Annotated in this window: 25 protein-coding genes; 11 read left to right on the top strand and 14 right to left on the bottom strand. The window is 40.8% G+C overall.

Annotated features, from left to right (window positions below):
• Positions 1-138 precede the first annotated feature (138 nt).
• The gene (locus tag HLH16_RS10765; protein ID WP_171529325.1) at positions 139-1482 is read right to left on the bottom strand and encodes a dicarboxylate/amino acid:cation symporter; all 1344 of its coding nucleotides are present in this window, start codon (positions 1480-1482) and stop codon (positions 139-141) included.
• A gap of 425 nt (positions 1483-1907) precedes the next feature.
• Here HLH16_RS10765 and HLH16_RS10760 point away from each other — a divergent pair, with 425 nt between their 5' ends.
• On the top strand, positions 1908-2909 hold the full coding sequence (locus HLH16_RS10760; RefSeq protein ID WP_171529324.1) for a glycosyl transferase family protein: 1002 nt from the start codon (positions 1908-1910) through the stop codon (positions 2907-2909).
• 266 nt (positions 2910-3175) lie between these two features.
• Here HLH16_RS10760 and HLH16_RS10755 read toward each other — a convergent pair whose 3' ends face one another.
• Together HLH16_RS10755 and HLH16_RS10750 are read right to left on the bottom strand one after the other, a co-directional pair.
• Positions 3176-3448: a YeaC family protein gene (locus tag HLH16_RS10755; RefSeq protein WP_171529323.1), complete on the bottom strand. Its 273-nt coding sequence runs from the start codon at positions 3446-3448 to the stop codon at positions 3176-3178.
• Between the two features lie 3 nt (positions 3449-3451).
• A complete protein-coding gene (locus HLH16_RS10750; RefSeq protein WP_171529322.1) occupies positions 3452-4393 on the bottom strand; it encodes an NAD(+) kinase in 942 nt (313 codons plus the stop codon).
• A gap of 414 nt (positions 4394-4807) precedes the next feature.
• Between HLH16_RS10750 and mrcB the strand changes: the two genes are divergently transcribed.
• Together mrcB and HLH16_RS10740 are read left to right on the top strand one after the other, a co-directional pair.
• Positions 4808-7204, top strand: coding sequence for a penicillin-binding protein 1B (gene mrcB / locus HLH16_RS10745; RefSeq protein WP_171529321.1), 2397 nt, complete (start codon positions 4808-4810; stop codon positions 7202-7204).
• Positions 7205-7237: 33 nt separating this feature from the next.
• Positions 7238-7786, top strand: a complete 549-nt coding sequence (locus tag HLH16_RS10740) for a tetratricopeptide repeat protein (RefSeq protein WP_131287010.1) — start codon at positions 7238-7240, stop codon at positions 7784-7786.
• Positions 7787-7860: 74 nt separating this feature from the next.
• Here HLH16_RS10740 and HLH16_RS10735 read toward each other — a convergent pair whose 3' ends face one another.
• Positions 7861-8760: a thiamine phosphate synthase gene (locus tag HLH16_RS10735; RefSeq protein WP_171529320.1), complete on the bottom strand. Its 900-nt coding sequence runs from the start codon at positions 8758-8760 to the stop codon at positions 7861-7863.
• Between the two features lie 139 nt (positions 8761-8899).
• Between HLH16_RS10735 and hemP the strand changes: the two genes are divergently transcribed.
• A complete protein-coding gene (hemP, locus tag HLH16_RS10730) occupies positions 8900-9070 on the top strand; it encodes a hemin uptake protein HemP (protein WP_171529319.1) in 171 nt (56 codons plus the stop codon).
• 84 nt (positions 9071-9154) lie between these two features.
• On the opposite strand, the gene HLH16_RS10725 is transcribed toward hemP, so the two are convergent.
• The 4 genes from HLH16_RS10725 to tfpB form a co-directional block, all read right to left on the bottom strand.
• The gene (locus tag HLH16_RS10725; protein ID WP_171529318.1) at positions 9155-10498 is read right to left on the bottom strand and encodes a sensor histidine kinase; all 1344 of its coding nucleotides are present in this window, start codon (positions 10496-10498) and stop codon (positions 9155-9157) included.
• Position 10499: 1 nt separating this feature from the next.
• The gene (locus tag HLH16_RS10720; RefSeq protein ID WP_171529317.1) at positions 10500-11159 is read right to left on the bottom strand and encodes a response regulator transcription factor; all 660 of its coding nucleotides are present in this window, start codon (positions 11157-11159) and stop codon (positions 10500-10502) included.
• Positions 11160-11323: 164 nt separating this feature from the next.
• Complete coding sequence (locus tag HLH16_RS10715; protein ID WP_171529316.1) at positions 11324-11686, bottom strand: NirD/YgiW/YdeI family stress tolerance protein; 363 nt, start codon at positions 11684-11686, stop codon at positions 11324-11326.
• Positions 11687-11782: 96 nt separating this feature from the next.
• Positions 11783-13540 carry a type IV pilus assembly ATPase TfpB gene (gene tfpB, locus HLH16_RS10710; RefSeq protein WP_171529315.1) on the bottom strand — a complete coding sequence of 586 codons (1758 nt, stop codon included), beginning with the start codon at positions 13538-13540 and terminating at the stop codon, positions 11783-11785.
• Between the two features lie 242 nt (positions 13541-13782).
• Here tfpB and HLH16_RS10705 point away from each other — a divergent pair, with 242 nt between their 5' ends.
• Positions 13783-15051 carry a DUF4010 domain-containing protein gene (locus tag HLH16_RS10705; protein ID WP_214646685.1) on the top strand — a complete coding sequence of 423 codons (1269 nt, stop codon included), beginning with the start codon at positions 13783-13785 and terminating at the stop codon, positions 15049-15051.
• On the opposite strand, the gene tsaA is transcribed toward HLH16_RS10705, so the two are convergent.
• Positions 15048-15770, bottom strand: a complete 723-nt coding sequence (tsaA, locus tag HLH16_RS10700) for a tRNA (N6-threonylcarbamoyladenosine(37)-N6)-methyltransferase TrmO (protein WP_171529314.1) — start codon at positions 15768-15770, stop codon at positions 15048-15050. The two genes, HLH16_RS10705 and tsaA, sit on opposite strands and share 4 nt — an antisense overlap.
• Positions 15771-15875: 105 nt before the next feature.
• Here tsaA and HLH16_RS10695 point away from each other — a divergent pair, with 105 nt between their 5' ends.
• Positions 15876-16655, top strand: coding sequence for a ferredoxin--NADP reductase (locus HLH16_RS10695; RefSeq protein WP_171529313.1), 780 nt, complete (start codon positions 15876-15878; stop codon positions 16653-16655).
• Positions 16656-16722: 67 nt separating this feature from the next.
• Here HLH16_RS10695 and HLH16_RS10690 read toward each other — a convergent pair whose 3' ends face one another.
• Positions 16723-16905 (bottom strand): hypothetical protein, encoded by a 183-nt coding sequence (locus tag HLH16_RS10690; protein WP_131286758.1) that lies wholly within the window; start codon positions 16903-16905, stop codon positions 16723-16725.
• A 36-nt stretch (positions 16906-16941) separates the two neighbouring features.
• Complete coding sequence (locus tag HLH16_RS10685; RefSeq protein WP_131286760.1) at positions 16942-17196, bottom strand: hypothetical protein; 255 nt, start codon at positions 17194-17196, stop codon at positions 16942-16944.
• A 118-nt stretch (positions 17197-17314) separates the two neighbouring features.
• Between HLH16_RS10685 and HLH16_RS10680 the strand changes: the two genes are divergently transcribed.
• The 3 genes from HLH16_RS10680 to HLH16_RS10670 all read left to right on the top strand — a co-directional run bounded on the left by HLH16_RS10680 (position 17315) and on the right by HLH16_RS10670 (position 19377).
• A complete protein-coding gene (locus HLH16_RS10680; protein ID WP_350643915.1) occupies positions 17315-17626 on the top strand; it encodes a MerR family DNA-binding protein in 312 nt (103 codons plus the stop codon).
• Between the two features lie 83 nt (positions 17627-17709).
• Positions 17710-19110, top strand: a complete 1401-nt coding sequence (gene trhP, locus HLH16_RS10675; protein WP_171529312.1) for a prephenate-dependent tRNA uridine(34) hydroxylase TrhP — start codon at positions 17710-17712, stop codon at positions 19108-19110.
• Positions 19111-19122: 12 nt separating this feature from the next.
• Positions 19123-19377 (top strand): YfhL family 4Fe-4S dicluster ferredoxin, encoded by a 255-nt coding sequence (locus tag HLH16_RS10670; protein ID WP_171529311.1) that lies wholly within the window; start codon positions 19123-19125, stop codon positions 19375-19377.
• Positions 19378-19617: 240 nt separating this feature from the next.
• Here the strand turns inward: HLH16_RS10670 and ahpF are convergent, their stop codons facing one another.
• A complete protein-coding gene (ahpF, locus tag HLH16_RS10665; RefSeq protein WP_171529310.1) occupies positions 19618-21183 on the bottom strand; it encodes an alkyl hydroperoxide reductase subunit F in 1566 nt (521 codons plus the stop codon).
• A gap of 270 nt (positions 21184-21453) precedes the next feature.
• On the opposite strand from ahpF, the gene HLH16_RS10660 reads away from it, so the two are divergent.
• Together HLH16_RS10660 and HLH16_RS10655 are read left to right on the top strand one after the other, a co-directional pair.
• Positions 21454-21675, top strand: coding sequence for a DUF1653 domain-containing protein (locus HLH16_RS10660; protein WP_171529309.1), 222 nt, complete (start codon positions 21454-21456; stop codon positions 21673-21675).
• Between the two features lie 63 nt (positions 21676-21738).
• Positions 21739-22329 carry an O-methyltransferase gene (locus HLH16_RS10655; RefSeq protein WP_171529308.1) on the top strand — a complete coding sequence of 197 codons (591 nt, stop codon included), beginning with the start codon at positions 21739-21741 and terminating at the stop codon, positions 22327-22329.
• A gap of 77 nt (positions 22330-22406) precedes the next feature.
• On the opposite strand, the gene HLH16_RS10650 is transcribed toward HLH16_RS10655, so the two are convergent.
• Complete coding sequence (locus HLH16_RS10650) at positions 22407-22613, bottom strand: KTSC domain-containing protein (RefSeq protein ID WP_067725967.1); 207 nt, start codon at positions 22611-22613, stop codon at positions 22407-22409.
• A 265-nt stretch (positions 22614-22878) separates the two neighbouring features.
• Entirely contained in the window at positions 22879-23442 is a 564-nt protein-coding gene (gene ahpC / locus HLH16_RS10645) for an alkyl hydroperoxide reductase subunit C (protein ID WP_086195510.1), read from the bottom strand.
• Positions 23443-23778: the final 336 nt, after the last annotated feature.

The raw sequence follows: 23778 nt of genomic DNA, 5'->3' as shown, positions 1-23778 counted from the left end.
TTGAGAGAAAAACCTTAAAAGCTTTATTCATGCCCGATAAAATACCGATAAAACAAAAGGAAGCTCAATTGAGCCTCCTTTTATGAAAAATTGTGGGACAGCAGTGAGCCGAAGCTTCCTTTTTAAGGTCAAAGAGAATTAAGCGTGCGGCTTAACTTCTTCTTCCATCAGGCTATCAATTTCAGCTGGATTTGCTAATGCATAATCAAGCTTGTCTTTGTCTAATTGACCGACCCATTTTGCAACCACCAAAGTTGCCAATGAGTTACCAACCAAGTTAGTCAATGCACGCGCTTCTGACATGAAACGGTCAATACCGAGAATCAATGCCAAACCTGCAACCGGAATATGTCCTACCGCAGACAAGGTCGCAGCCATGACAATAAAGCCAGAACCTGTTACACCTGCAGCACCTTTAGAAGAAATCAATAACACCACAAGTAATGTAATTTGATGTTCAATATCCAACGGTGTATTGGTTGCTTGGGCAATAAAGATTGCTGCCATGGTCAGGTAAATAGACGTACCATCCAGGTTAAATGAATAACCTGTTGGAATGACTAGACCCACTACTGACTTTTCCGCACCCGCAAGTTCAAGTTTCTTCAACATACGTGGCAATACTGATTCTGAAGATGATGTACCCAGTACAATCAACAGTTCTTCACGAATCAGGCGAATCATTTTCATGATGCTAAAGCCTGTGATACGTGCAATCGTCCCTAAAACAAGGAAAATAAACAGCAGACAGGTAAGGTAGAAACAGATGATTAACTGTGCCAACTGCGCCAGTGAACCAATACCGTATTTACCAATGGTAAATGCCATCGCACCAAACGCACCAATCGGCGCTAACTTCATAATCATGTTTACGATATTGAAGAATACATGGGCAATTTGGTCGACCAGTTTCAATACTGGTTTACCGGCATCACCGAGTTTATGCAGCGCAAAACCGAACAGAATAGCGAAAAGCAATACTTGTAGAATTTCACCTTCAGCAAATGCACCCACTACCGTATTCGGGATGATATTCATCAGGAAATCGACGGTCGATTGCGATTGACCTGATTCTACATATTTAGAAATACCTGAGGTATCTAAAGATGCAGGATCAATGTTCATGCCTACACCTGGTTTGGCAACGTTAATTACCAGTAAACCGATCAGTAAGGCAATCGTTGAAACTATTTCAAAGTAAAGTAAAGCAACACCACCAGTTTTACCCACTGATTTCATGCTTTCCATACCAGCAATACCACTGACGACTGTACAGAAGATTACTGGCGCGATGATCATTTTAATCAAACGAATAAAAGCATCACCTAAAGGTTTAAGTTGTTCACCTAAGCCTGGAACGTGTTGTTCTGCACCATTGATTATTTGCGTTCCACTTGGCGAAAAATGACCAACGAGGATACCCGCAATAATGGCAACAATCACTTGAAAATAGAGCGACTTATAAATTGGTTTTTTAGCCATGACATTACTTCACGATATATTTATAAATAAGAAATATTCAGTTTTTGTCTATTTTCAACAAATAAACAGCCCAAAACTCTTTTGCCAAGCAAAAGAGCGCCAAGGCATTGAATTCCTTCAATACTGAACAATAATACGTATTATGAATGTGATTAAAAATCACGATATTCTGAACTTTTCCAAATTCAAAATCGTTAGATCAGGAGATTGAAATGCAACGAAAATTTACCATAGATTAAATTTTACCTAATTTTTTAGCGTTTATTCTCGTTTATTTGTTAATAAGACTAAATAATCGCCTATTTCTTATTAGACATTAGTCTAAATTCGACCCATCAAGTTTTATTGGAATTAAGCTGAAATATTTCTATCAACTTTATAAAATATCCGCATACTTATTTTACTTGCCCATTAAAGTTAGCCTTATGCAAACCCAAAGAAATATCTACAAAGATTTTGAACATCCTTTTGCACAATATGTCCGTATTGTAGGTAAAGGAAAAAATGGTGCACGTTCGCTCAGTTATGATGAAGCCTATCAAGCCTTTAGCATGATCTTGAAAGATGAAGTACTGGATGTTCAGTTGGGTGCTTTCTTAATGCTGTTACGTGTTAAAGAAGAATCTGTAGATGAACTGGCCGGTTTTGTACAAGCCACCCGTGATCAACTCAATTTTAAAACCTTAGATGTCGATTTAGATTGGTCATCGTATGCAGGTAAACGTAAGCATTATCCATGGTTTTTATTGGCTGCACTGACTTTGGCACAACACGGTTATAAAATTGTCATGCATGGCGCATCGGGTCATACCATCAACCGCCTTTATACTGAACAGGTATTGGAATACCTCGGTTACGCTATTTGCCAAAATGACACAGATGTGGATCAACAATTACAACAACGCAATTTTGCCTATATTCCTTTAGAAGCGATTTCACCCATCTTAAGTGACTTGATTGCCTTACGTAACGTGATGGGCTTACGTTCACCGATTCATACCCTTGCCCGTTTAATTAATCCATTCAATGCCAAAGCAACGGTGCAAGCGATTTTCCATCCTGCTTATCGAACTTCACACCAACAAGCGGCTTTTAAATTGGGTTATAAAAATAGTGCTGTGATTAAAGGTGAAGGTGGGGAATTTGAACGTAATCCCGATGCCAAAACTTTAATTTGTGGCATTAAAAATGGCGAACTGTACGAGCATGAATTACCAAAACTGACTGAAAACCGTAGCCCGATTGAAGAAGAACTGGATTTAGCGGTTTTTAAAGCGGTTTGGGAAGGCAAGCAAAATCATGAATATGGTAAAATTGCAGTGACTGAAACCATGGGGATTGCTTTATATACCATGGGCGCTTGTGCTTCTTATAATGAGGCGATGCTAAAAGCCAAAGAGCTGTGGGCAAACCGAAAAATTATTTAATAGGCTAAAGGGTCAGGCTCTACGGAGTCTTATCGCTCATAATAAAATATTGGGAGCTCGTTGTGTTACTTTTTAAAAATGAGTAACACTGTTACGTAAGAAAACTTTTACCATTCGCAAAACTCGGCAAATACCACCGAGTGTCATGTCTCTCGCAAAAACAGGACTATATTAATATAGTCCTGCCTCGAACAGTTGCGAATGGCTTTTCCGTGTAGCCATAATCAACTTTAATTTAAAGTTTAGCTACTCAAAACAACCCATCATTAAACAAAACGAATCGGCTTGAATTCTTCATCTTGCTGTGGGTCATGTGAATCACAATGTTCATCTTCTTCTTTGGTACCGCGGTCAATATAGCCACTACGTTCAGTTTCAGGCAAATTTTTCATTTCCCAAGCATAAACTGCCTGCATACAGGTTTGACGCTGCTCTTTGGTGAGCGCTACGCCATTTGGCCATTTACCAATTTCCACTGCTGTCTTTAAACGCGAAACAATTTCAGGATCGAGTACGGCCAGCATTTGTTCAATATTCATCATTTAATCCTGCTGTTGTAAAGAGTCAAAATCTTGATTCCAACCAAGTTTGGTGCGGCATGCCATATAGAAGTCATACCCTGGCGGATGAAGTAAATTCAATTTAAATGGATGCTTACGGATATGTAAACTATCACCAACACTAAGTGAAACGCTATGTTGACCATCGGCACTGACCATGGGTAACACGCGATTTTCACGAATCATAATCTTAATTTCACTTTGCCCACCGACCACAATAGGACGTGAAGACAAGGTATGTGGATGCATCGGCACTAAAGAGATCGCATCCATACTTGGATGGACAATCGGTCCACCGCCCGACAAAGCATATGCTGTAGAACCGGTCGGTGTAGAGACAATCAGACCATCACTATGCTGACGATAGACATATTGACCATCAATATTCAGTTCGAAGTCAATCATATGAACAGACCTGCCCGAATGTAAAACCACATCATTCAGCGCAATGGCATCATAAATACTTTCACCTTTGGAACGAATTTCCATTTCCAGCAAGAAACGGCGATCCAACTGAAACTGACCTTTGAGCACCTGATCAAGCTTGAATATAACTTCGGTCGGCTTAATATCGGTTAAAAAGCCCAAACGACCACGGTTTACACCAATGACAGGCGTATTATGTTTTACCAGTGCGCGTGCAGCATGCAATAGAGAACCATCGCCACCGACCACAATCACCAAATCAACCACCTCACCCAATAAGGCACGACTGACGGTTTGGGTATTGGGATAAGGAACCAGCTCTGCTGTTTGAGAATCAAAAACAGGATGAAGCCCTAAACTTAAAAGATGATCATGAATGAGACTTAAAGTTTCAACAACGGAGGATTTATCTGGACGCCCTATTAATCCGATGTTTCGAAAAGTCTTATGTGAAATTTGCACCTGAGTCATCGCTCCGCTACGATTCCTGCCTATCATAGCATTAACCCTATTCATTTTAAAAAACTTTAAAGTTTCATGTAGCACTCTATACAGATGAATAGGTTACTAAAGAACGATTTGCATCCCATCCATATACCCACTACAACAAACATCTGTGCAAATTTAAATAATATTGATTTTTTATGATAAAGATCACATTTTATAAGCAGCATCTTGAGATCTATAATGCCGCTCAATACCTCAGGTCTATAAATATGTTCTAAAATTAACTCAACCTCTCCAAAAAAAGACTAAGCTGTAAAAAAAACATCTTTTATAAAATCAATAACTAATTACAAATATTCTGTGCTTTTTATCGCAATATTTTATCTTCATTCACAGATTAATTATTGCAAATAAGTGAAAAGCTTCGCATGATTAACACAATTAATCAGGATCTTATATTAATTGATGAAGTCTGAACGTGGTATCGGTTTACTAGCGCTTATTTTTTCAATATTAGTCATTGGTGCTTTCTTGGCTTTTAGCATCTATTTAATCCGAATGGATAATATTGTGCGGAATAAGTTTGAAGGACAGCGCTGGGATATTCCGGCGAAAGTATTTGCTCGTCCTTTGGAAATCTATACCAATGCCCCGGTTAATCAAACAGACTTTACTCAAGAGCTGAAATTACTCGGCTATAAAAATTCTGATAGCTATACCAAATCGGGAAGTTACGTTAGCTCAGGTGATGCACTGTATGTGCATACACGTGGTTTCGACTTTGGCGATAGCGCAGAACCTGAACAGGTGTTAAAAGTCACCTTTAACAATGATCAAATTGGTGAAGTCAGTGCGACCAAACCTTCATCTACCGGTATTGCTCGTTTAGAACCTTTATTGATTGGCGGCATTTACCCGCAGCACAATGAAGACCGTGTGCTGATTAAACTCGACAAAGTTCCTAAACCTTTAATTGAAGCACTCATTGCGACAGAAGACCGTAACTTCTATCATCATCATGGGGTTTCAGTTCGGGGCACAGCACGTGCTTTAGTCAGTAACGTCACCGGTGGCAAGCGTCAAGGTGGTTCAACCCTGACCCAGCAATTGGTTAAAAACTTTTATTTAAGTCCAGAAAAAACCTTAAAACGTAAAGTAAATGAAGCCTTGATGGCGCTGTTAATTGAGCTTCATTATGATAAAGATGAAATTCTAGAAGCTTATTTAAATGAAGTGAACTTGGGTCAAAATGGTAACTATTCTATTAATGGTTATGGTCTGGCTTCACAATTTTACTTCGGCTTACCGCTGAGTGAATTGAATACCGCTCAACAAGCCTATTTGGTCGGTTTGGTTCAAGGACCAACTCTTTTCAACCCGTGGAGAAATCCTGAAGGTGCAAAAAGACGTCGTGATATTGTCTTAAACAATATGCTGGTGATGGGCTATCTGACTCAGGAACAGTTTGAGCAGGAAGTGGCACGACCACTCAATGTGATTGCAAAACCGACTTTGGGTCCTGCCCGCTTCCCGGATTTTCTGGATATTGTGCGTCGACAATTGCGTACCGAATATCAAGAAGGTGATTTGACCAACCAAGGTTTAAGAATTTTCACTACACTTGATCCGATTGCACAAACCAAAGTCCAGGAGGCATTTAAAGCTTCAGTTTCCGGTTTAGCCAATGCCAATCCTAAACGTTTAAAAGATTTGCAAGGTGCGGTTTTAATTTCGCATCCTGAAAATGGTGAACTGGTTGCAGCAGTCGGTTCTACACAAGATTTTACCGGTTTTAACCGTGCTTTAGACGCCAAACGTCAAGTGGGTTCTTTACTCAAACCAGTGATTTATTTAAGTGCGATTGAATCTGGACGTTACAACTGGGCCAGTCCAATTGAAGATAGCGCGATGAATATTGTCAGTGAAGGAAAAACCTGGACACCTAAAAATTATAGCGGCGGTGATCATGGGGTTGTGCCAATGGCAGAAGCATTGGCAAATTCCTATAACCTTGCAGCAGTGCGTTTAGGTCAGGAATTTGGGCTTTCAACTTTCAGTAATCACCTGAAAAAATTTGGCGTGACTTCGGATATTCCAACTTACCCTTCTATCTTCCTCGGTGCAGTTGATATGTCGCCTATGGAAGTGATGAGCATTTATAGCAACTTTGCTACGGGAGGATTTAAATACCCAATCAAGTCAATTCGTTCTGTGGTGGATGCAAACGGACGTTTACTGGATCGTTATGGTCTGACCGTTCAAAAAACCATTGACCCTTCTGCCGCATATATTTTGAATTATGGCTTACAACAAGTGATGAGTTCAGGTACAGGTCGTTCTGCTTATAGCGCGTTACCCACCAGTTTAAAATTGGCGGGGAAATCGGGAACCACCAATGATACACGTGACTCATGGTTTGCGGGTTATTCGGGTAATTATTTAAGTGTGGTGTGGTTAGGTCTGGATGACAATAAAATCACCGGTTTAACCGGTTCTTCAGGTGCCCTTCCTGTTTGGACCAATGTCATGAAGCAACTGCGCCAAAAACCGGTGAACTTACGCCAAACTGAAAATGTACAATGGCACTGGATTGATCGCACGACTGGCCATTTATCTGCCCAAGGGTGTGAAGGTGCAATGTATATTCCATTACTACGCAATAATGTGCCAAGCCAAGCCACAGCATGTGGTTTACCGCATTATCAAGTAGAGCCAGGTTACAATTCTGACACCGAAAGCAATCAGGCTGCACCTGCAGAAAACGATAGTATCGAAAACTATATTCGTGAAAGTGAAACTGAAATGCCGCGTGACTCTTCCAATGATAGTCAGGTCATTTCAAGCGGTAGCTATGATAATTAGTGGTGACAATTCATAATGAATGTTCGATTCAACATGTATAAGCAAGTGCTGATCGGTTTAGGCTTAATAGCTTTGGTGGGCTGTCAAAGCCTGCCAGCCCCTGAGACCAAGGAACCGGCGAAAGCTGCACCTTCTGAAAAGAAGGAAATTAAAACCCCTTCTGGTGTGGTCATTAGCCCTTATGAGCGCGAAGAAATTCAACGTAAAAAAATGCAGGTAGTCGTTCCTGAGCAAAGAAGCACGCAGCAATTTGATGATGGTCGTGAACTTCCTGCATTTAAAAAACTCATGCAAAAAACCCAGCTTGCATATAAACAAGGGCAATGGAATCAGGCGGAGGCTGCTGCGCTTCAGGCACAGCGCTTGGCACCACAATCTGCCGAGACTTTTTTGTATTTGGCTTTGGTGGCCAATAAGAAAAATAAACCTGCAAATGCGGAAGCTTTAGCACAACGTGGACTGAGTTATGCACAAAGCAATGCTATGAAAAAGCAACTGTGGTTGGTCATTTTAAAAGCTGCACAACAGCAAAAAGATCAAAAAACCATTCAACAAGCGCAAAAAGCACTGAAAGCCTTATAAAATTCTGGATGTATCGAGATGAATAATTCAGAGCTTAATACATCCTGTTATTCGATTTTTATAAACTCTATGTTTTATAAAAATCGAATCCCTGCAATTCCATAAGCCCCCTGCTGCTGAGCCGTCATCAAATCACCGGCTTGCATGCCACCTAAAGCAAAAACAGGAATTTCGACTTGAGCAGCCAAGTTCTTAAACTGTTCCCATCCCAGTGCCCGAGCCTCTGGATGCGTTTCTGTAGCCAACACTGGACTCAATAAAATGGCATCACAACCAATTTTCTGTGCCTGTTTCATCGAGACTAAATCATGACAAGCCGCAATATAGCGTTTGCCAATGATTAAATCGCCCTGCATTAAAGACATGACTTGCGACTGCTTTAAATGGATGGCTGAAATGGCCTGTTGTTGAATTGAATTGAGCTGTTGGTAAAGATCAATATTCACAATCAGCTTGGACAATTGCTCAACACTTAAGCCGGAAATTTCAATGATCTGGGCTTGAGTCCCCTCAACACGCCAATACATCAGCTGATCCAGTTTTAATTGGTTTAAGGTATCTAACCGATCTGAAATTTTAATCTGATGTGCCCAATGTAAGCGCTTAATCATGGCATGATTGGCTTTGGGAAAATTTAAACTGAGCAATTCATCACGGCTATACCATGTCCAAGGCTGTTGAATTTCATTCAATAAAGCGCTCGGTACGATGGCCTGAAATAAATGCAAATTCACAATCACATCGTCATATTCATGCCGAATCACATCAAAAGCATGCCAGTCCTGTAAACCTATTCCAACTTCTTCATAAATTTCACGGCGACAGGCTGCTAAAGGACTTTCCCCCTGTTCAACTTTGCCGCCTGGAAATTCATGTTTATTTCCCTGATGCTGTTTTGCTTCACGCCATCCTACAAGTACCTTGTCCTGATGCAACAAGATTGCAATTGCAACGTGAATCGTGGGTTTCGACATGCCGTACTCCTTTGCGTGAAAATATTACAGAGTGTAAGCAAATTTAAGTTTTTTATAAAATCTTAAATAACGCATTGACAGCTCTATTCGATAATGATTATCATTTAAAACATTCACTATATACCACGGAGTCGAAGGAATGAACGCACCATTTAGCCTGTTTACACGTAATAATGATCTAGCCCACTCACTACCGATGTTGCACTCGAACAACCTGTTTTCCCTCGGCCGAGAAATTCGAATCATGCATGCCGGAGAAGAATATCGTTTACGTTTAACCCGTAACAATCGACTCATTCTGACCAAATAAAACTGATTCTAACCAAATAAAATAGTAACAAGCCAATAATAATATTCGTGGAAACCAGCAGTATATGCGTAAACATACTGCTTTTTAGCGCTTAAGATTGAGTGGAAATTGCAACTCGACCTTTAATCCACCATGCGCAGATTGAGAAAAATGAATTTCACCTGCATGCAACTCCATAATTTTTTGACAGATCGAAAGTCCCAAACCTGAACCCTGAGTTTTGGTTCCTAATGCGCGATAAAAGCGTTCGCCCAGTCGTTGCAACACTTCCTCTGTCACACCTTGCCCATCATCTTCAATCGTAATCATTAGCTTTTGATGTTTCTGTTGCAGATCAATAAATACATGCCCATTCTGCCCGACATAGCGAATGGCATTGTCCACTAGGTTTCGCATACAACTGAAAATGAGTTTGTCATTAGCCAAAATAGAAAGATGAGGCGAAAGATGAGGCTGGATCTGAATATTTTTCTCAGCAGCAAACGGTTGTAAGGCCTGAATGACATCCAATACCACAAGCTGCAAATCAATCTCAGTTTTAGGCAATTGAGTGGTATTGGTGGGATCTAAACGAGCAAGTAACAGTAGGTTTTCTAAAACTTGTGTGCCACGACTGACATCATTTTGGATGCTGACCAAGTCCTGCGCTAAATCTGGATATTTCCGTTTCAGCACCTGTAAACGCATTTGAATGGCGGATAACGGCGAACGTAATTCATGCGAGGCATCGGCGGTAAAACGCTGCTCAGCGAGTAAAGATTGATTCAGGCGCTGTAACAATTGATTCAATTGCCAAACCATCGGTTGTAATTCTTTTAACTCGGGTGTTTGCTGCTGAATCGGGGCGAGATCATCGGCATTTTTTCCCGAAATTTCTTTAGACAATTGATGAATGACTTTAAATTGGCGTTTCACGGCAAAGTGTAAAATCAGCCACTGGATGAACCAGAGCACAATTAAAATCAGGCCATAGCCCATGACATTTTGAGCCAAAGCTTTAAAGCGCTCTCCCATGGGCTGCAATAGCAGTACCGACGTATTCAGTTCAGGATTTTCCGTGGTGTAAATACGCCACAATTGCTGATCATGCCAAATCAGATCATAACCTTCATCTAAATTATTTTTGAACGTTGAAGACAGATGGTCCAAATGAAAATTTTCTGATTCGCTCAGTACCTGTTGCTGATCTTTTAACTGGTATTGAATATCAAATTCATCACTGAGTTCATCGACCTGTTGCCCTGAACTCGTGCTTACATCTGAAATCAACAGCATGTCGGCAATTTCATCCATGAGCTGATCTTGCACTCGCATGGTCTGATACAGGGAAATCCCCATAAACAGCAGCAATGCCAGTACACCAGCCAGCATTGAACTGAGTAATGATGTCTTGATCAGTTTGCTTTGTAGAGACACGGCGTGTGACATATTAATCATGACTCATGCGATAGCCCAAACCCCGAATGGTTTTAATATACTGGCTGCCTATTTTCTTACGCAATTGATAAATAAATACTTCTATGGCATTACTTTCTATTTCATCGCCCCACGCATAAAGTGATTCTTCCAGTTGCTCACGGGTCATCACATGTTCAGGTTTCTGCATCAGTTTATGCAAAATCTGAAACTCTTTGGCAGTCAAATTTACAGTCTGGCCATCTTGAATCAGGGTCTTGGCTTGTGGGTCCAAAACCAGATTCGCATAACGCAAATATTGATCTGCACTGCTTTGATGTTGTCGTAATTGCGAACGCACGCGCGCAGAAAGTTCTTCCAGACTAAACGGCTTGACAAGATAATCATTGGCGCCAAAATCCAGGCCTTCGACCCGGTCATGAATACTGTCCCGCGCCGTGATAAAAATCACCGGTGTTGCTTGCTGCCGTGCTCGTAACGTTTTAAGAATTTCATCCCCAGTGGCTTTAGGTAGCCCACGATCGAGCAAGACACAATCATACTGATGCTGCTCAATGGCTAAAATGGCATGATCGCCACGCTCGACCCAGTCAATATTATAACCATCCATTTCTAACCAAGTTTTAATGCTTTCTGCTTGGGAAACATCATCTTCTGCCAGTAAGATTCGCATGTGTTGTTCTCATGTATAAGGCATTTTGTAGTTTTAAGATAGCACGCTTTAAAAGTCGCTGGATTCAAAAAAACCACATGAATGACTCATGTGGTTTTAAGTGAAATATCAAAAGAGATATAAACTTTAGCTGCCTATAGCTTTATTTCAATTGATCGACTGCGTTAGAATTTAACCGCATCGACATCAATTTCAACACGTTTCGCAGGTTTGTAATCAATGTCGACTTCACCGGTGATGGTCACAGGTGTTTTGGCATTCACGGGTTTACCCTGCCATAACTCATCGTCAATCTCGACCGTAATCGTGCCCGTGTTATCACGGAATTGATATTTTTCATCACCGACCGCTTTCACCACATAACCTTTAAGCTGCACTTTGCTATCATCTTTTAAAGTTAAGGCCTGTTTAACCGTGGTTGTCTTTTGTGGTGCAATGGCAGCTTGATTCACGGCAGTATTTGCAATGGCAAATGTCGTTGCACTAATCAAACCAGTAATTAAAGCTGCTTTAGAGATCATGTTCATGTTGAAATCCTCATCTTTTTGTTCATCATTTCGATGAAGTGATTAAAACAAATCCAGATGAGGTGAATCTTAAGATTACTGCTTTTTTAAAATCGCTTAATTCAAAGGAACAACGCGCAACACTTCTTCCAAAGTGGTCAGTCCATCCAGAACTTTACGTGCCCCCGCAATGCGCAGCGGTTCAACACCCTCTTTCTTGGCTTGTTGACGCAATTCATTTAAATTGGCATTGGCACTAATCAGTTGCTTGGTCTCTAAACTTAAAGGCATAAATTCATAGATTCCGACACGCCCTTTATAGCCTGTATGTCGACACGCTTCACAACCAACCGCTTGAAACACAAAGTTTGGCATCTCGATCGTAAAGTCGTAGGTCAAATGCTTCCACTCTTGCTCATTGATAAAGGTTTCTGCTTTACAATGCGGACACAATTTACGGACCAAACGCTGTGCAAGCACGCCCAAAATGGTCGCTGCGGTTAAAAATGGCTGCACACCTAAATCATGTAAACGGGTCAAACTTGAAGGTGCATCATTGGTATGCAAGGTCGATAATACCAAGTGACCGGTCAATGCTGCTTGAATCGCCATATTCGCGGTATCGTGATCGCGAATCTCCCCGACCATAATAATGTCCGGATCCTGACGCATTAAAGCGCGCACGCCATCGGCAAAACCCAAATCGATGCCTTGATTGACCTGCATCTGGTTAAAGCTTGGTTCCAGCATTTCGATGGGATCTTCAATGGTACAGACATTCACTTCTTCTGTAGCCAGTTGTTTCAGTGAAGAATAAAGCGTCGTGGTTTTCCCCGAACCGGTTGGGCCAGTCACCAAAATAATCCCGTGACTATGTGCCGTTAAAGCCTGCCAGTCATTGAGTAAGCCTCCTTCAAAACCCAGTTGTTGAAAACTGCGTACCAACACTTCCGGATCAAAAATACGCATCACCAATTTTTCGCCAAAAGCCGTCGGCAAAGTCGATAAACGCAACTCGGTTTCTTGTCCTTTGGGGGTTCGGGTTTTTAATCGTCCATCTTGCGGTTTACGCTTTTCTGCAACATTCATGCGACCCAAGATTTTAATCCGCGAAATCACGGCGGTTAAGGTATTGGCTGGCATTTTATAAATGGTATGCAACACCCCATCAATTCGAAAACGCACCTTGCCTGTGTCTTTACGCGGCTCAAGGTGGATATCACTTGCCCCTTGCTCAAAAGCAAACTGTAAAACCCAGTCCACCAGTTTCACAATATGCTGATCATTGGCATCCGGGTTTTGCGTATCGCCCAGTTGTAAAAGCGCTTCGACCCCTTTGTTATCACGATCATAGGCACTAGATTTTTGCGATGAATTGACCGCACGACTGACTTGGTAATACTCGACCAGATAGCGCTGTAATTGATCGGGACTTAACAGTACACGCTGAATTTTTCTAGGTGCAATCGTATGTTCAAGATTGGCCACCCATTCAGTTTTAAAAGGTTGATCGGTAGCAATCAGGACTTTATCCGCCTGTATTTCAACCGCCAAAATTTTATTACGCACAGCAAATTCTTGCGACATGATATTGGTCAAAGCACCGACATCAGCTTTTAAAGGATCAATAATATAAAAAGGGATCTTGGCTTTTTCTGCAATCCACTGACACAAACGGTTTAAGGTCAATGTGGATTGCGGATGAGATAGATCGACCAAATTAAAATGTGCAATCCACTGCAATGGATGCCATTTCAGCTGCTCTCGTTGGCGGTGTGTGGTTTGTATCAGCAGTTTGTTGCGCTCGGTAATACGCCCATCTTTTTGTAGTTGTTCCAGACACCAAGATGTGTCCATTTCAAAATTAAAATTCATTGTTCTAAGCCCCAAACCATAAACACACTATAGCAAACTAAATTTCTTCTGACTTAAATCACGTTTAGAAAAACAGTAGCCCTGCCATTTCCGAAAACTGATTCCGTTCTCATCGGTCATTCAAATGAAAACTATAACTTTTTTTGGCAGCGATTACGCTTTTACTTTCACTCATTTATAGCGAATAATGCCAAAGATGCTGATTAATTACGCAGCATACTTTTCCATACTCCGGCGATTGGATGAACCCTGTGAATAATACGCTTAATCTGTCACTGCAAAGCACATCATTTCAAGAACTGCTGATGATTATGGCAGCGGCACTAGGCTGTGGTTTGCTGATTGGTTTAGAACGTGAACGGAGTAAGCAACGTGAAAATCAGCATAGTTTTGCAGGTGTTCGCTCATTTGTGATCTGTGCATTACTCGGTGCGCTCTGCTTTATCTTTGGACCTGTTTTTGGGGTTGTGGGGGCAATTAGTGTCGGTGCAATTAGTATTGTTTCGCTTAAGAATCAGCTAAAAGATCCAGGTGTGACCACTGAACTGGCATTCGTGATGACCTATTTCATTGGGGCACTGTGTATTTGGAATGTCACACTGGCTGCAAGCTTATCCGTCGTGCTGACCTTTATTTTAATGATGAAACATTCCATCCATGGTTTTGCAGGAAAATGGATCACCGAAGCAGAATTTAAAGATGGTTTATTTTTACTGGCACTGATTTTAATTGGCCTGCCGCTTACTCCAAATACCCCCTTATGGGGCGCAGTTCTCAATCCGCATATTATTTTAAAACTGCTCACTTTGATTCTTGTCGTGCAGGCATTGGCACATATCGCTAAACGCTTACTTTCAACAAAAAGAGCCCTCATTCTTTCTTCCATTGCCTCCGGATTTGTATCCAGTACCGCAACGATTGCGCATTTAGGCATGCAAGTACGCAATGGAGAAATCGATGCTCAATCAAATGCAGGTGCAGCACTAATGTCCTGTATTTCAACTTTAGTTCTATTATTCATTGTTGTAGGAGGTGTTTCTTTAGTCTGGCTAAAGCTGCTGATATTTCCCGCGCTCATCGCCATTGCTATTTTAGTAATTTGCGCTTACTGGCTTTTACGTAAAGCAGAACCTGTCGAAGAAATAGAAGCTGAAGATAGTCCCATGTTTAGCTTAAAAGAAGCAGCGATTATTGCCGGGACGTTAACGGTCATTCAGGCTGGTGTGTATGGCTTAGAGCTTTTACTCGGCGATTCGGGTTTAATTGCAGGTACACTCTTGGCTTCACTGTTTGAAATTCATGCCGCTGCGGCCACTGTAGTTATCCAAGGTGAACCCACAAATACCAGCTTACTGTATGCAATGATGCTAGGTCTGGGCGCTCATGCTGTTTCTAAATCCATTAATGCAGCCATCAGTGGTGGATTAAAATTTGCACTTTATTTTGTACCGGTACAAATTTTGCATATGGCCGTTTTAATTGCTGTGCTCTGGTGGATGGTACAGAATTAAGCTGAGAGCGGAACCAGTGCTACCACCGTAATATGATCCAAGCCTACTAAAAAACTCACATCAAAATTGGCAAAATTCATTTTATAAATCCGTTCAGGATCATTTTGATAAGCCGGTCTTGGATCAAGTGATAAAACCTGTTCCAATTCGTTCACAAGCTGTTCGTTTAACTTTTGACATTTCATTAAATCCTGCTTTTGCTGCTCTGCACTTTCTGTCCAAATAACAGCCATTCGTTCAGGTTCATCCTGTGCATAACCACTTTCTGCATCCAGCACTGCATCTGAATATTGAATATAAGGCTTGATATCTATAATCGGTGTGCCATCTAGAAGATCACTGCCTGTGACATAAACACGAACCGACTTACCGACTTTTTTCACTTCTTTGAGTTGAACCACAGACAAACCCATAGGTGCAGGACGGTACATGCTACGTGTCGCAAATACGCCTATTTTTTTATTTCCACCTAAACGCGGTGGACGCACTTGTGGGCGAAATTTTGGATTATCTTGTTGATTCTTATTTTCATGGAACTGCCAAATCAGCCACAAATGACTGAATTCATTGATCCCTTCAAATGCAAGTAAATCATTATAAGGTTCCAGCATTTCAACATACGATTCGACCTGAACCAAATTCGGTTGTCTTGGGATGCCAAATTTTTCACGATAGGGAGAATTCATATACCCGATTATTGGCACTTTAAGCTCAGTCATAATCACTTTTTCTGATAAGGTCAATTAAATATATTCAGTTTATCGAGAATGTTTTTAGATTAGAATAGTAAGCTGTTCTAATTTGATAATTTATTGAGACCTTTAATGGCTGCTTTCAACGTCGAAAAGATTACTCACGTACACCACTGGAATGACACATTATTCAGTTTTAAAACCACGCGTGATACTGCGCTACGTTTTAAAAATGGTCAATTTGTGATGATTGGACTGGAAGTAAATGGTAAGCCTTTAATGCGTGCTTATTCTATTGCTAGCGCTAACTATGAAGAAGAGTTAGAGTTTTTCTCTATTAAAGTGCCAGATGGTCCTTTAACTTCTATTTTACAAAAAGTAAAAGTTGGCGATGATATTTTAGTATCACGCAAACCGACAGGAACTTTGGTTCTTGACGACTTAAACCCAGGTAAAAACTTGTACCTTCTTTCTTCAGGTACAGGTCTTGCGCCGTTCTTGTCAACGATTCGTGACCCAGAAACCTATGAACGCTTTGAAAAAGTGATCGTGGTTCACGGTACCCGCTTTATCTCTGAATTGGCTTACCAAGACTTGATTCTAAACGAACTTCCGAACCATGAATTCTTCCAAGAGTTAGGAATCAAAGATAAGCTTGTTTACTACCCAACTGTGACTCGTGAAGAATTCCACACTCAAGGTCGTGTAACCACTGCAATTGAAACGGGTCAACTGTTTGAAAAAATTGGTTTACCACGTTTCAACCCAGAAACAGACCGTGCAATGTTGTGTGGTAGCCCGGCATTCCTAGATGACGTAGTTGCTTTGCTTGATCAACATGGTCTAAAAGAATCTCCTAAAATGGGTGTTCTTGGCGACTACGTGATTGAACGCGCATTCGTTGAAAAATAAGATTTAAATTTACAAGTCTTAAAAAAACCGAGCTAAATAGCTCGGTTTTTTAAATCTCTCGATTTAATTATTTGCCTTTACCTTCCTGGTTAGCTTGCCCAGTACAACCTGCACCACCACCAATCACAAAACCAAGTTCTGCTTTACATGAACCAATCATTCGTCCATTCGAATCAAAGGTGGTTACTGTTGAAGCACAACCAGTCATTAATACTGCGCAAGCCAATGCGACTAAGCTAGAAATTTTCATCCTATTTTCCCTACTATAAAATTTTTTTAAAAGTGATTAATTATCTGAAAGCATAATTTTCGATGATTTAGGGGGCAGCGGTAATAATCCTGACTGTTGATCAATCTTTGAATAATCCACACCTTCAGAATTAGCGCCACCGTAACAAATTGCGCGAGCACCCAATATAAAACCAGAAGTGGCTTTGCAAGAACCGATGACTTTGCCCGTTGCATCATAGGTCACCACTTTCGCGCTACACCCCGTGATCAACAACACCGTACCCACGACTAAAAATTTAATTAATTTCACTAAACCCTCTACTAAAAATTTCTAAAATATCCAATTTATTTTGAGAAAATATTTACATTACTTATATTTAATTTGAATTCTAGCAAAATGTTTTTATTTGTAAAGGAGTAAATATTATGTGAATTTGGATATGTATTTTTACTTAAGCGATGAAAATACATTCAAACGATTGGGGTTTATTAAACGTTGTCGTGCTCTGGATATTTCACTCAGCGAGATTGAAGCGTTGCTTGAATTAGAACAACAATCATCGCAAAATTGTCACGCTATGAATCAACTGATTGAACAATATATTAAGCAAGTCACTGATAAAATTATAGAATTACAAAAATCCCAACAACATATAATCCCGCTACGCGCCTCTTGCAGCACACCAGAAACGATTGATAGCTACCAGATTTTGAAGCAGCTCGAAGCTGAGAATAAGTAAAAACCCAACTAAAATACTAGGTTGAATCATTTTTTTAGATCCATACAATAAAGCCATATTTTTTATATGCCTTTAATTTTGTCATGAGCATTACTCACGTTACAGAACTCCTATCTCCTGCTGGCTCTCTGAAAAACATGCGCTATGCATTTGCTTATGGTGCCGATGCTGTCTATGCAGGTCAGCCACGTTATAGCTTACGTGTACGTAATAATGCCTTTGATCATGACAATCTAAAAATAGGTATTGAGGAAGCTCATACTTTAGGTAAAAAATTCTATGTGGTGGTGAACATCCAACCGCATAACAGCAAACTCAAGAATTTTATCCGTGACTTGGAACCCGTTGTTGCCATGCAACCTGATGCACTAATTATGTCTGATCCGGGCTTAATCATGATGGTACGTGAGCATTTTCCAGATGTTCCGGTACACCTTTCGGTTCAGGCCAATGCAGTGAACTGGGCAACGGTAAAATTCTGGCAAAACATGGGGCTAACGCGTGTCATTCTGTCGCGTGAACTTTCTATTGAAGAAATTGAAGAAATTAAAAATACTGTGCCTGGTATGGAAATTGAAGTTTTCGTGCATGGTGCATTGTGTATGGCTTATTCCGGTCGTTGCTTACTTTCAGGCTATATGAACAAACGTGATGCCAATCAGGGCGCTTGCACCAATGCATGTCGCTGGGACTATAAAATTCACGAAGCAGCTGAAGATGAAACTGGAGATGTCATTCCAGTTCAACAAATTGAAGAATCATCATCATGCTGCAAAAACAAAGATGCCGATGAGCAACATGCCTTAGAACAACACCAATTTGGCGAGCCGGTTTTACTACAACGCAATGAAGAAGATATGTTTGCCGCTGAAGAAGATGAACATGGCACCTACTTCATGAACTCTAAAGACTTACGTGCCGTGCAGCATGTCGACCGTTTAACCAAGATGGGTATTCATTCACTGAAGATTGAAGGTCGTACCAAATCTTATTTCTACTGTGCCCGTACTGCGCAAATCTACCGCAAAGCCATTGATGATGCTTTAGCAGGCAAACCTTTTGATCCATCACTAATGACTCAACTTGAAGGTCTGGCAAATCGCGGTTATACCGAAGGTTTCCTGCGCCGTCATGTGCATAGCGAATATCAGAACTATGAAAGCGGTTCATCACGTTTTGATCATCAACAATTTGTAGGCGAAGTGTTAGAGCGTAACGGTGACTATATCAAGATTGAGGTGAAAAACCGTTTTGTCGTCGGTGACTCTTTAGAGTTAATGACGACGAAAGGTAATATCACTTTCACATTGACTGAAATGAAAGATAAAAAAGGCAATTTGATTGAAGATGCCAAAGGTTCAGGTCATATCGTTGATATTCCCGTCCCTGCCGATGTCGACATGGGTTATGCCCTGCTGATTCGCAACCTGCCGAATTCAACTGCAGATATTTCTGCTGCATCTTTGGCTTATCAAGCGATTTAAAGCGAGATAGATATGGCATTACTCATCACCGATAAATGCATCAATTGTGATATGTGTTTGCCTGAATGTCCGAATGAAGCCATTTATGAGGGCGATAAGGTGTATGAAATTGAGGTAAGCCGCTGTACAGAATGTGTCGGCTTTTATGAGCACCAAACTTGTATTGCGGTATGTCCAATTGAGTGCATTATTCCACATCCTGAGCATATGGAAACACAAGAGCAATTAATGCAGAAGTTTAAGGGATTGAATTTATTTAAATCTTAGAGATTTTTATGAAACTGGAATAAAAATTGCTTAATTAAACTTAATAAGTATGGGGAAAGAATAAGAAAAAAGGCAAAACAAAAAATGTAGAAAATCAAAATAATAATAGAAAGGGTCGTGATAAAAAAAGGAACTCAGCGTTAGCGCCCTGAGTTCCTATAAAAGGGTAAAACAAAAACTTGGGGAACTAAAGCCAAAGTGTCTATGTCGAAGTCTACATAGCCACTTTGGCTTTTTTAGTTATTGCCCGTTACGGATGATATAATCGAATGCTGAGAGCGATGCTTTCGCGCCTTCACCCGTTGCGATGATGATCTGCTTGTACGGAACGGTGGTACAGTCACCGGCAGCAAACACACCCTTGACGTTGGTTTCGTTGCGTTCGTTAATTACGATCTCGCCACGGTTGGAAAGTTCAACTTTAGAGGCTTTCAGGAAATCCGTGTTTGGCAACAAGCCAATTTGTACAAAGATCCCCGCCAGTTCAACCGTGTGTTCAACATCGGTGGCACGGTCTTTGTATTTCAATGCTGTCACCTGTGAACCATCACCGACCACTTCGGTAGAAAGTGCATTCATGATCACCGTGGTGTTTGGCAAGCTGTTGAGTTTGTCCTGTAAGACTTGATCGGCACGCAGTTTGGTATCGAACTCAACCAGTGTTACATGCTCAACAATACCCGCCAAATCAATTGCCGCTTCGACACCCGAGTTCCCGCCACCAATCACCGCAACACGTTTGCCTTTGAACAATGGGCCGTCACAGTGCGGGCAATAGGCCACACCACGGGTTTTATATTCCTGCTCACCCGGAACATTCATTTCTCTCCAGCGTGCACCGGTCGACAGAATGATGGTTTTTGATTCCAGCTTGGCACCGTTTTCCAAAGTCACTTCAACCAGACCATTGACAGTTTCATCGGCACCTTTAATCGCCGCCACTTTTTGCAGGTTCATGATGTCGACATCATAAGCACGCACATGCGCTTCCATTTCAGCGGCAAATTTTGGACCCTGGGTCTTTTGCACTGAAGTGTAGTTTTCAATGTCCATGGTGTCCATCACCTGACCACCAAAGCGTTCCGCCACAATCCCGGTTTGAATGCCTTTACGAGCCGCGTAGATCGCAGCGGTATTACCTGCAGGGCCACCGCCAATCACCAGCACATCAAAGGCGCCTTTGGCATTGAGTTTTTCCGCATCTTTGGCTGATGAACCTGAATCCAGTTTGGCCACGATTTCTTCCAGCGTCATGCGACCCTGACCAATATGTTCACCATTCTGGAATAACATTGGAACGGCCATGATTTTGCGCTGTTCCACTTCCTCCTGGAAGAAGGCTCCATCAATCATGGTCGCCGTCGCACCCGGATTGTTGATCGCAATCAGGTTCAAGGCCTGCACCACGTCCGGACAGTTATGGCAGCTTAAAGAGACGAATACGTCGAAGTCAGAGGTTAAATTCAAGCCCTTGATTTGTGCCAGCACTTCATCCGAGACTTTCGGTGCATAACCCGACACCTGTAATAATGCCAGGATCAAGGAGGTAAATTCATGCCCCATCGGCAAGCCGGCAAAGTTCACGCGTGGCTGTTCACCAACTTTGGCAATCCCGAAGCTTGGAGTACGTTTATTGGTCCCGTCAAAGCGAGCCGTCACCTGATCTGACAGTGCGGCAACCTCAGTCACCAGTTCCTTGATCTTGTCTGATTTGTCAGAAGCATCCAAGGACGCCACCAGTTCAATCGGGCTTTCCAGACGTTCCAATAAGGTTTTAAGTTGTGCTGAAGTATTTTGATCTAACATGGCTAACGTCTCCAAGGGAGTAAATGTTTATTTAATAAGGCTATACTAGTGCAAATGAATAAATAGGTAAAACAATTCATTTTAATATATATGATCGGATAAATGAATCAAATATTCGTCTACGTGATTTTGCTTTCGACTTTAAATATGAGGGGTTAATGTGAATATTCAAGTATTTATTGAATATTTTAGGGAAAGAATCAGATTTATGCCATGATGAATAGAAATTTTGATTATGATGAGGGCAAGCTTTTCAACAGGTAAGAATGAATGAACCTTAAATCTGGAATTTATCAACATTATAAAGGCAATTTATATCAGGTGTTTCATGTGGCAACACATAGTGAAACAGCTGAAAAGCTCGTGGTGTATCAATGCCTATATGGTGATTATTCCATGTGGGTGCGTCCTTTAGACATGTTTCAAGAAACGGTCACTTTATCTGATGGTCAAGTTGTTCCTCGATTTAAATTGATTCAAGAAACTGCATAGATATAGATTTCTACAATAGATAAGCTAGACTCAAAATAACTGCTAAAGATAGGGATAGCTGATATGAGCCTGAGTTTGACATTCCAACAACGGATGCAAGAGTTGTATCAAAGTTTTATCAAATTTGATGCCTTACAACATGAGCGTATTCAGCGTTATCGAAATATTGAGCCCGATTCTGCATTATTCTTGGCGATGCAAATTCGTATCCAGCAATCGAAAAAAATTTTGGAAATTGGAACGTCTACAGGCTATTCGACTTTATGGTTGGCGAATGCAGCGCAAAATACACAAGGTCATGTGACCACCCTAGAAATTGATCCTTCACGAACCGCTCAAGCACAGCAATATGCTCAAGAGTTGGCATTGGATGAGGTGATTGATTTCTGGGTGGGGGATGCGCAAAAATTTCTTGAAAAGAGTACCGATCAATATGATTTTATCTTGTTAGATGCCGAGCGCGATGCCTATGTTGGGTATTGGGCTTATCTGCAAAATATGATTCATCCGCAAGGCGGCGTTTTAATTGTCGACAATGTCATCTCTCATGCCGCAGAAGTGAAAGAATTTATCGAATTAGTCAAAAGTGATGGTCGTTTCCTGACCCTGACCCTGTCGAAAGGCGCGGGTTTATTTATGATTTGCTATAAATAAAAAAAATCATCATTTTATTGTTAGGCTTGGCATAATAAATCAGGGAACTGACCCTGATTTATCGTATCTGATTTATGTTATTGAATTGAAATACGGGTGAAGTGTACATCGTATTCCAAGTATTTTTGTACAAAAGCGGTTTTATCATTACAGCGCAATAAATTATTATAGATAAATTCAGGAACCGGGTGGTATAGCTCGCCAGAACCGTTGTTATAAAAAATTTTCAAATAGCGTGAAGATGCATTGTATTTATAAGAAGTAACGACAAGCATTGTTCCCATAAGCTCTCCTTATTCTTCAGTTCCATACCACAGCATTGCATTGACTGCATACTTTGAAACTATGATAAAAAGATCAGGGTATGTATAGCAGAATTGTAATATTTCTCATAAAAAGAATGCTATTAGATCAACACAATTTACGCTTTGAATTTATCGCTACGCAATTTTAATTTGGTTGAAAAATTGAATATTAAAAGTTTTATATAGCTCATAAAAAACCACGCTAAAAAGCGTGGTTTTTTGAATCAGTTCAATCTAATACAAATTAGATTTTACCCACTAGGTCGATTGAAGGAGCTAAAGTAGCATCGCCTTCTTTCCATTTAGCTGGGCAAACTTCACCTGGGTGAGCATGAACGTATTGAGCTGCTTTAACTTTACGAAGAAGTTCTTGAGCATCACGGCCAACACCACCAGCATTGATTTCAACGATTTGGATTTTGCCTTCTGGATCGATAACGAAAGTACCACGGTCAGCAAGACCAGCAGCTTCGATTAATACGTCGAAGTTTTTAGCAAGTGTCCAGTTCGCATCACCCACCATTACGTATTCGATTTTTTTGATTTCTTCAGAAGAATCGTGCCACGCTTTGTGAGTGAAGTGAGTGTCAGTAGAAACTGAATAGATTTCAACGCCTAATTTTTTGAATTCAGCGTAGTTATCTGCAAGGTCACCCAATTCAGTTGGGCAAACAAAAGTGAAGTCAGCTGGATAGAAGAATACTACAGACCATTTGCCTTTAAGATCAGCTTCAGTTACTTCGATAAATTGACCATTTTGGAATGCAGTTGCTTTAAATGGTTTAACTTCTGTATTAATTAAGCTCATCATTGTCTCCATGATTGAGGTTTGTAATTGATTTCCAAAAGGATAGCGAATTTTTTGTTATTGCTGAAACAGTATTTTTACATTATTGAAATCGGAAAAACCGAATTAACTAATATAAAGCCTACAATTCCACCAAATCTGATTCTTTCATCTATTCAGCTGCATAAAAAAGATGACTGAACGACAAAATATCAGTTTTTCAGCTTGCCTAAGAAGATGAAGGTTCAGGGACTAAAATTCAAGGGTAAATTTTTTTTAAATTAAATTTCTTTTTGAAGCTCGAATCATTTTTAGGCTGAATAATGGTGATAACAAGAAGTATGTGAACATCATTAA

The organism is Acinetobacter sp. ANC 5378 (genome assembly GCF_013004315.1).
Lineage (GTDB): Bacteria > Pseudomonadota > Gammaproteobacteria > Pseudomonadales > Moraxellaceae > Acinetobacter.
This window is presented reverse-complemented; position numbering and strand designations above follow the sequence as displayed.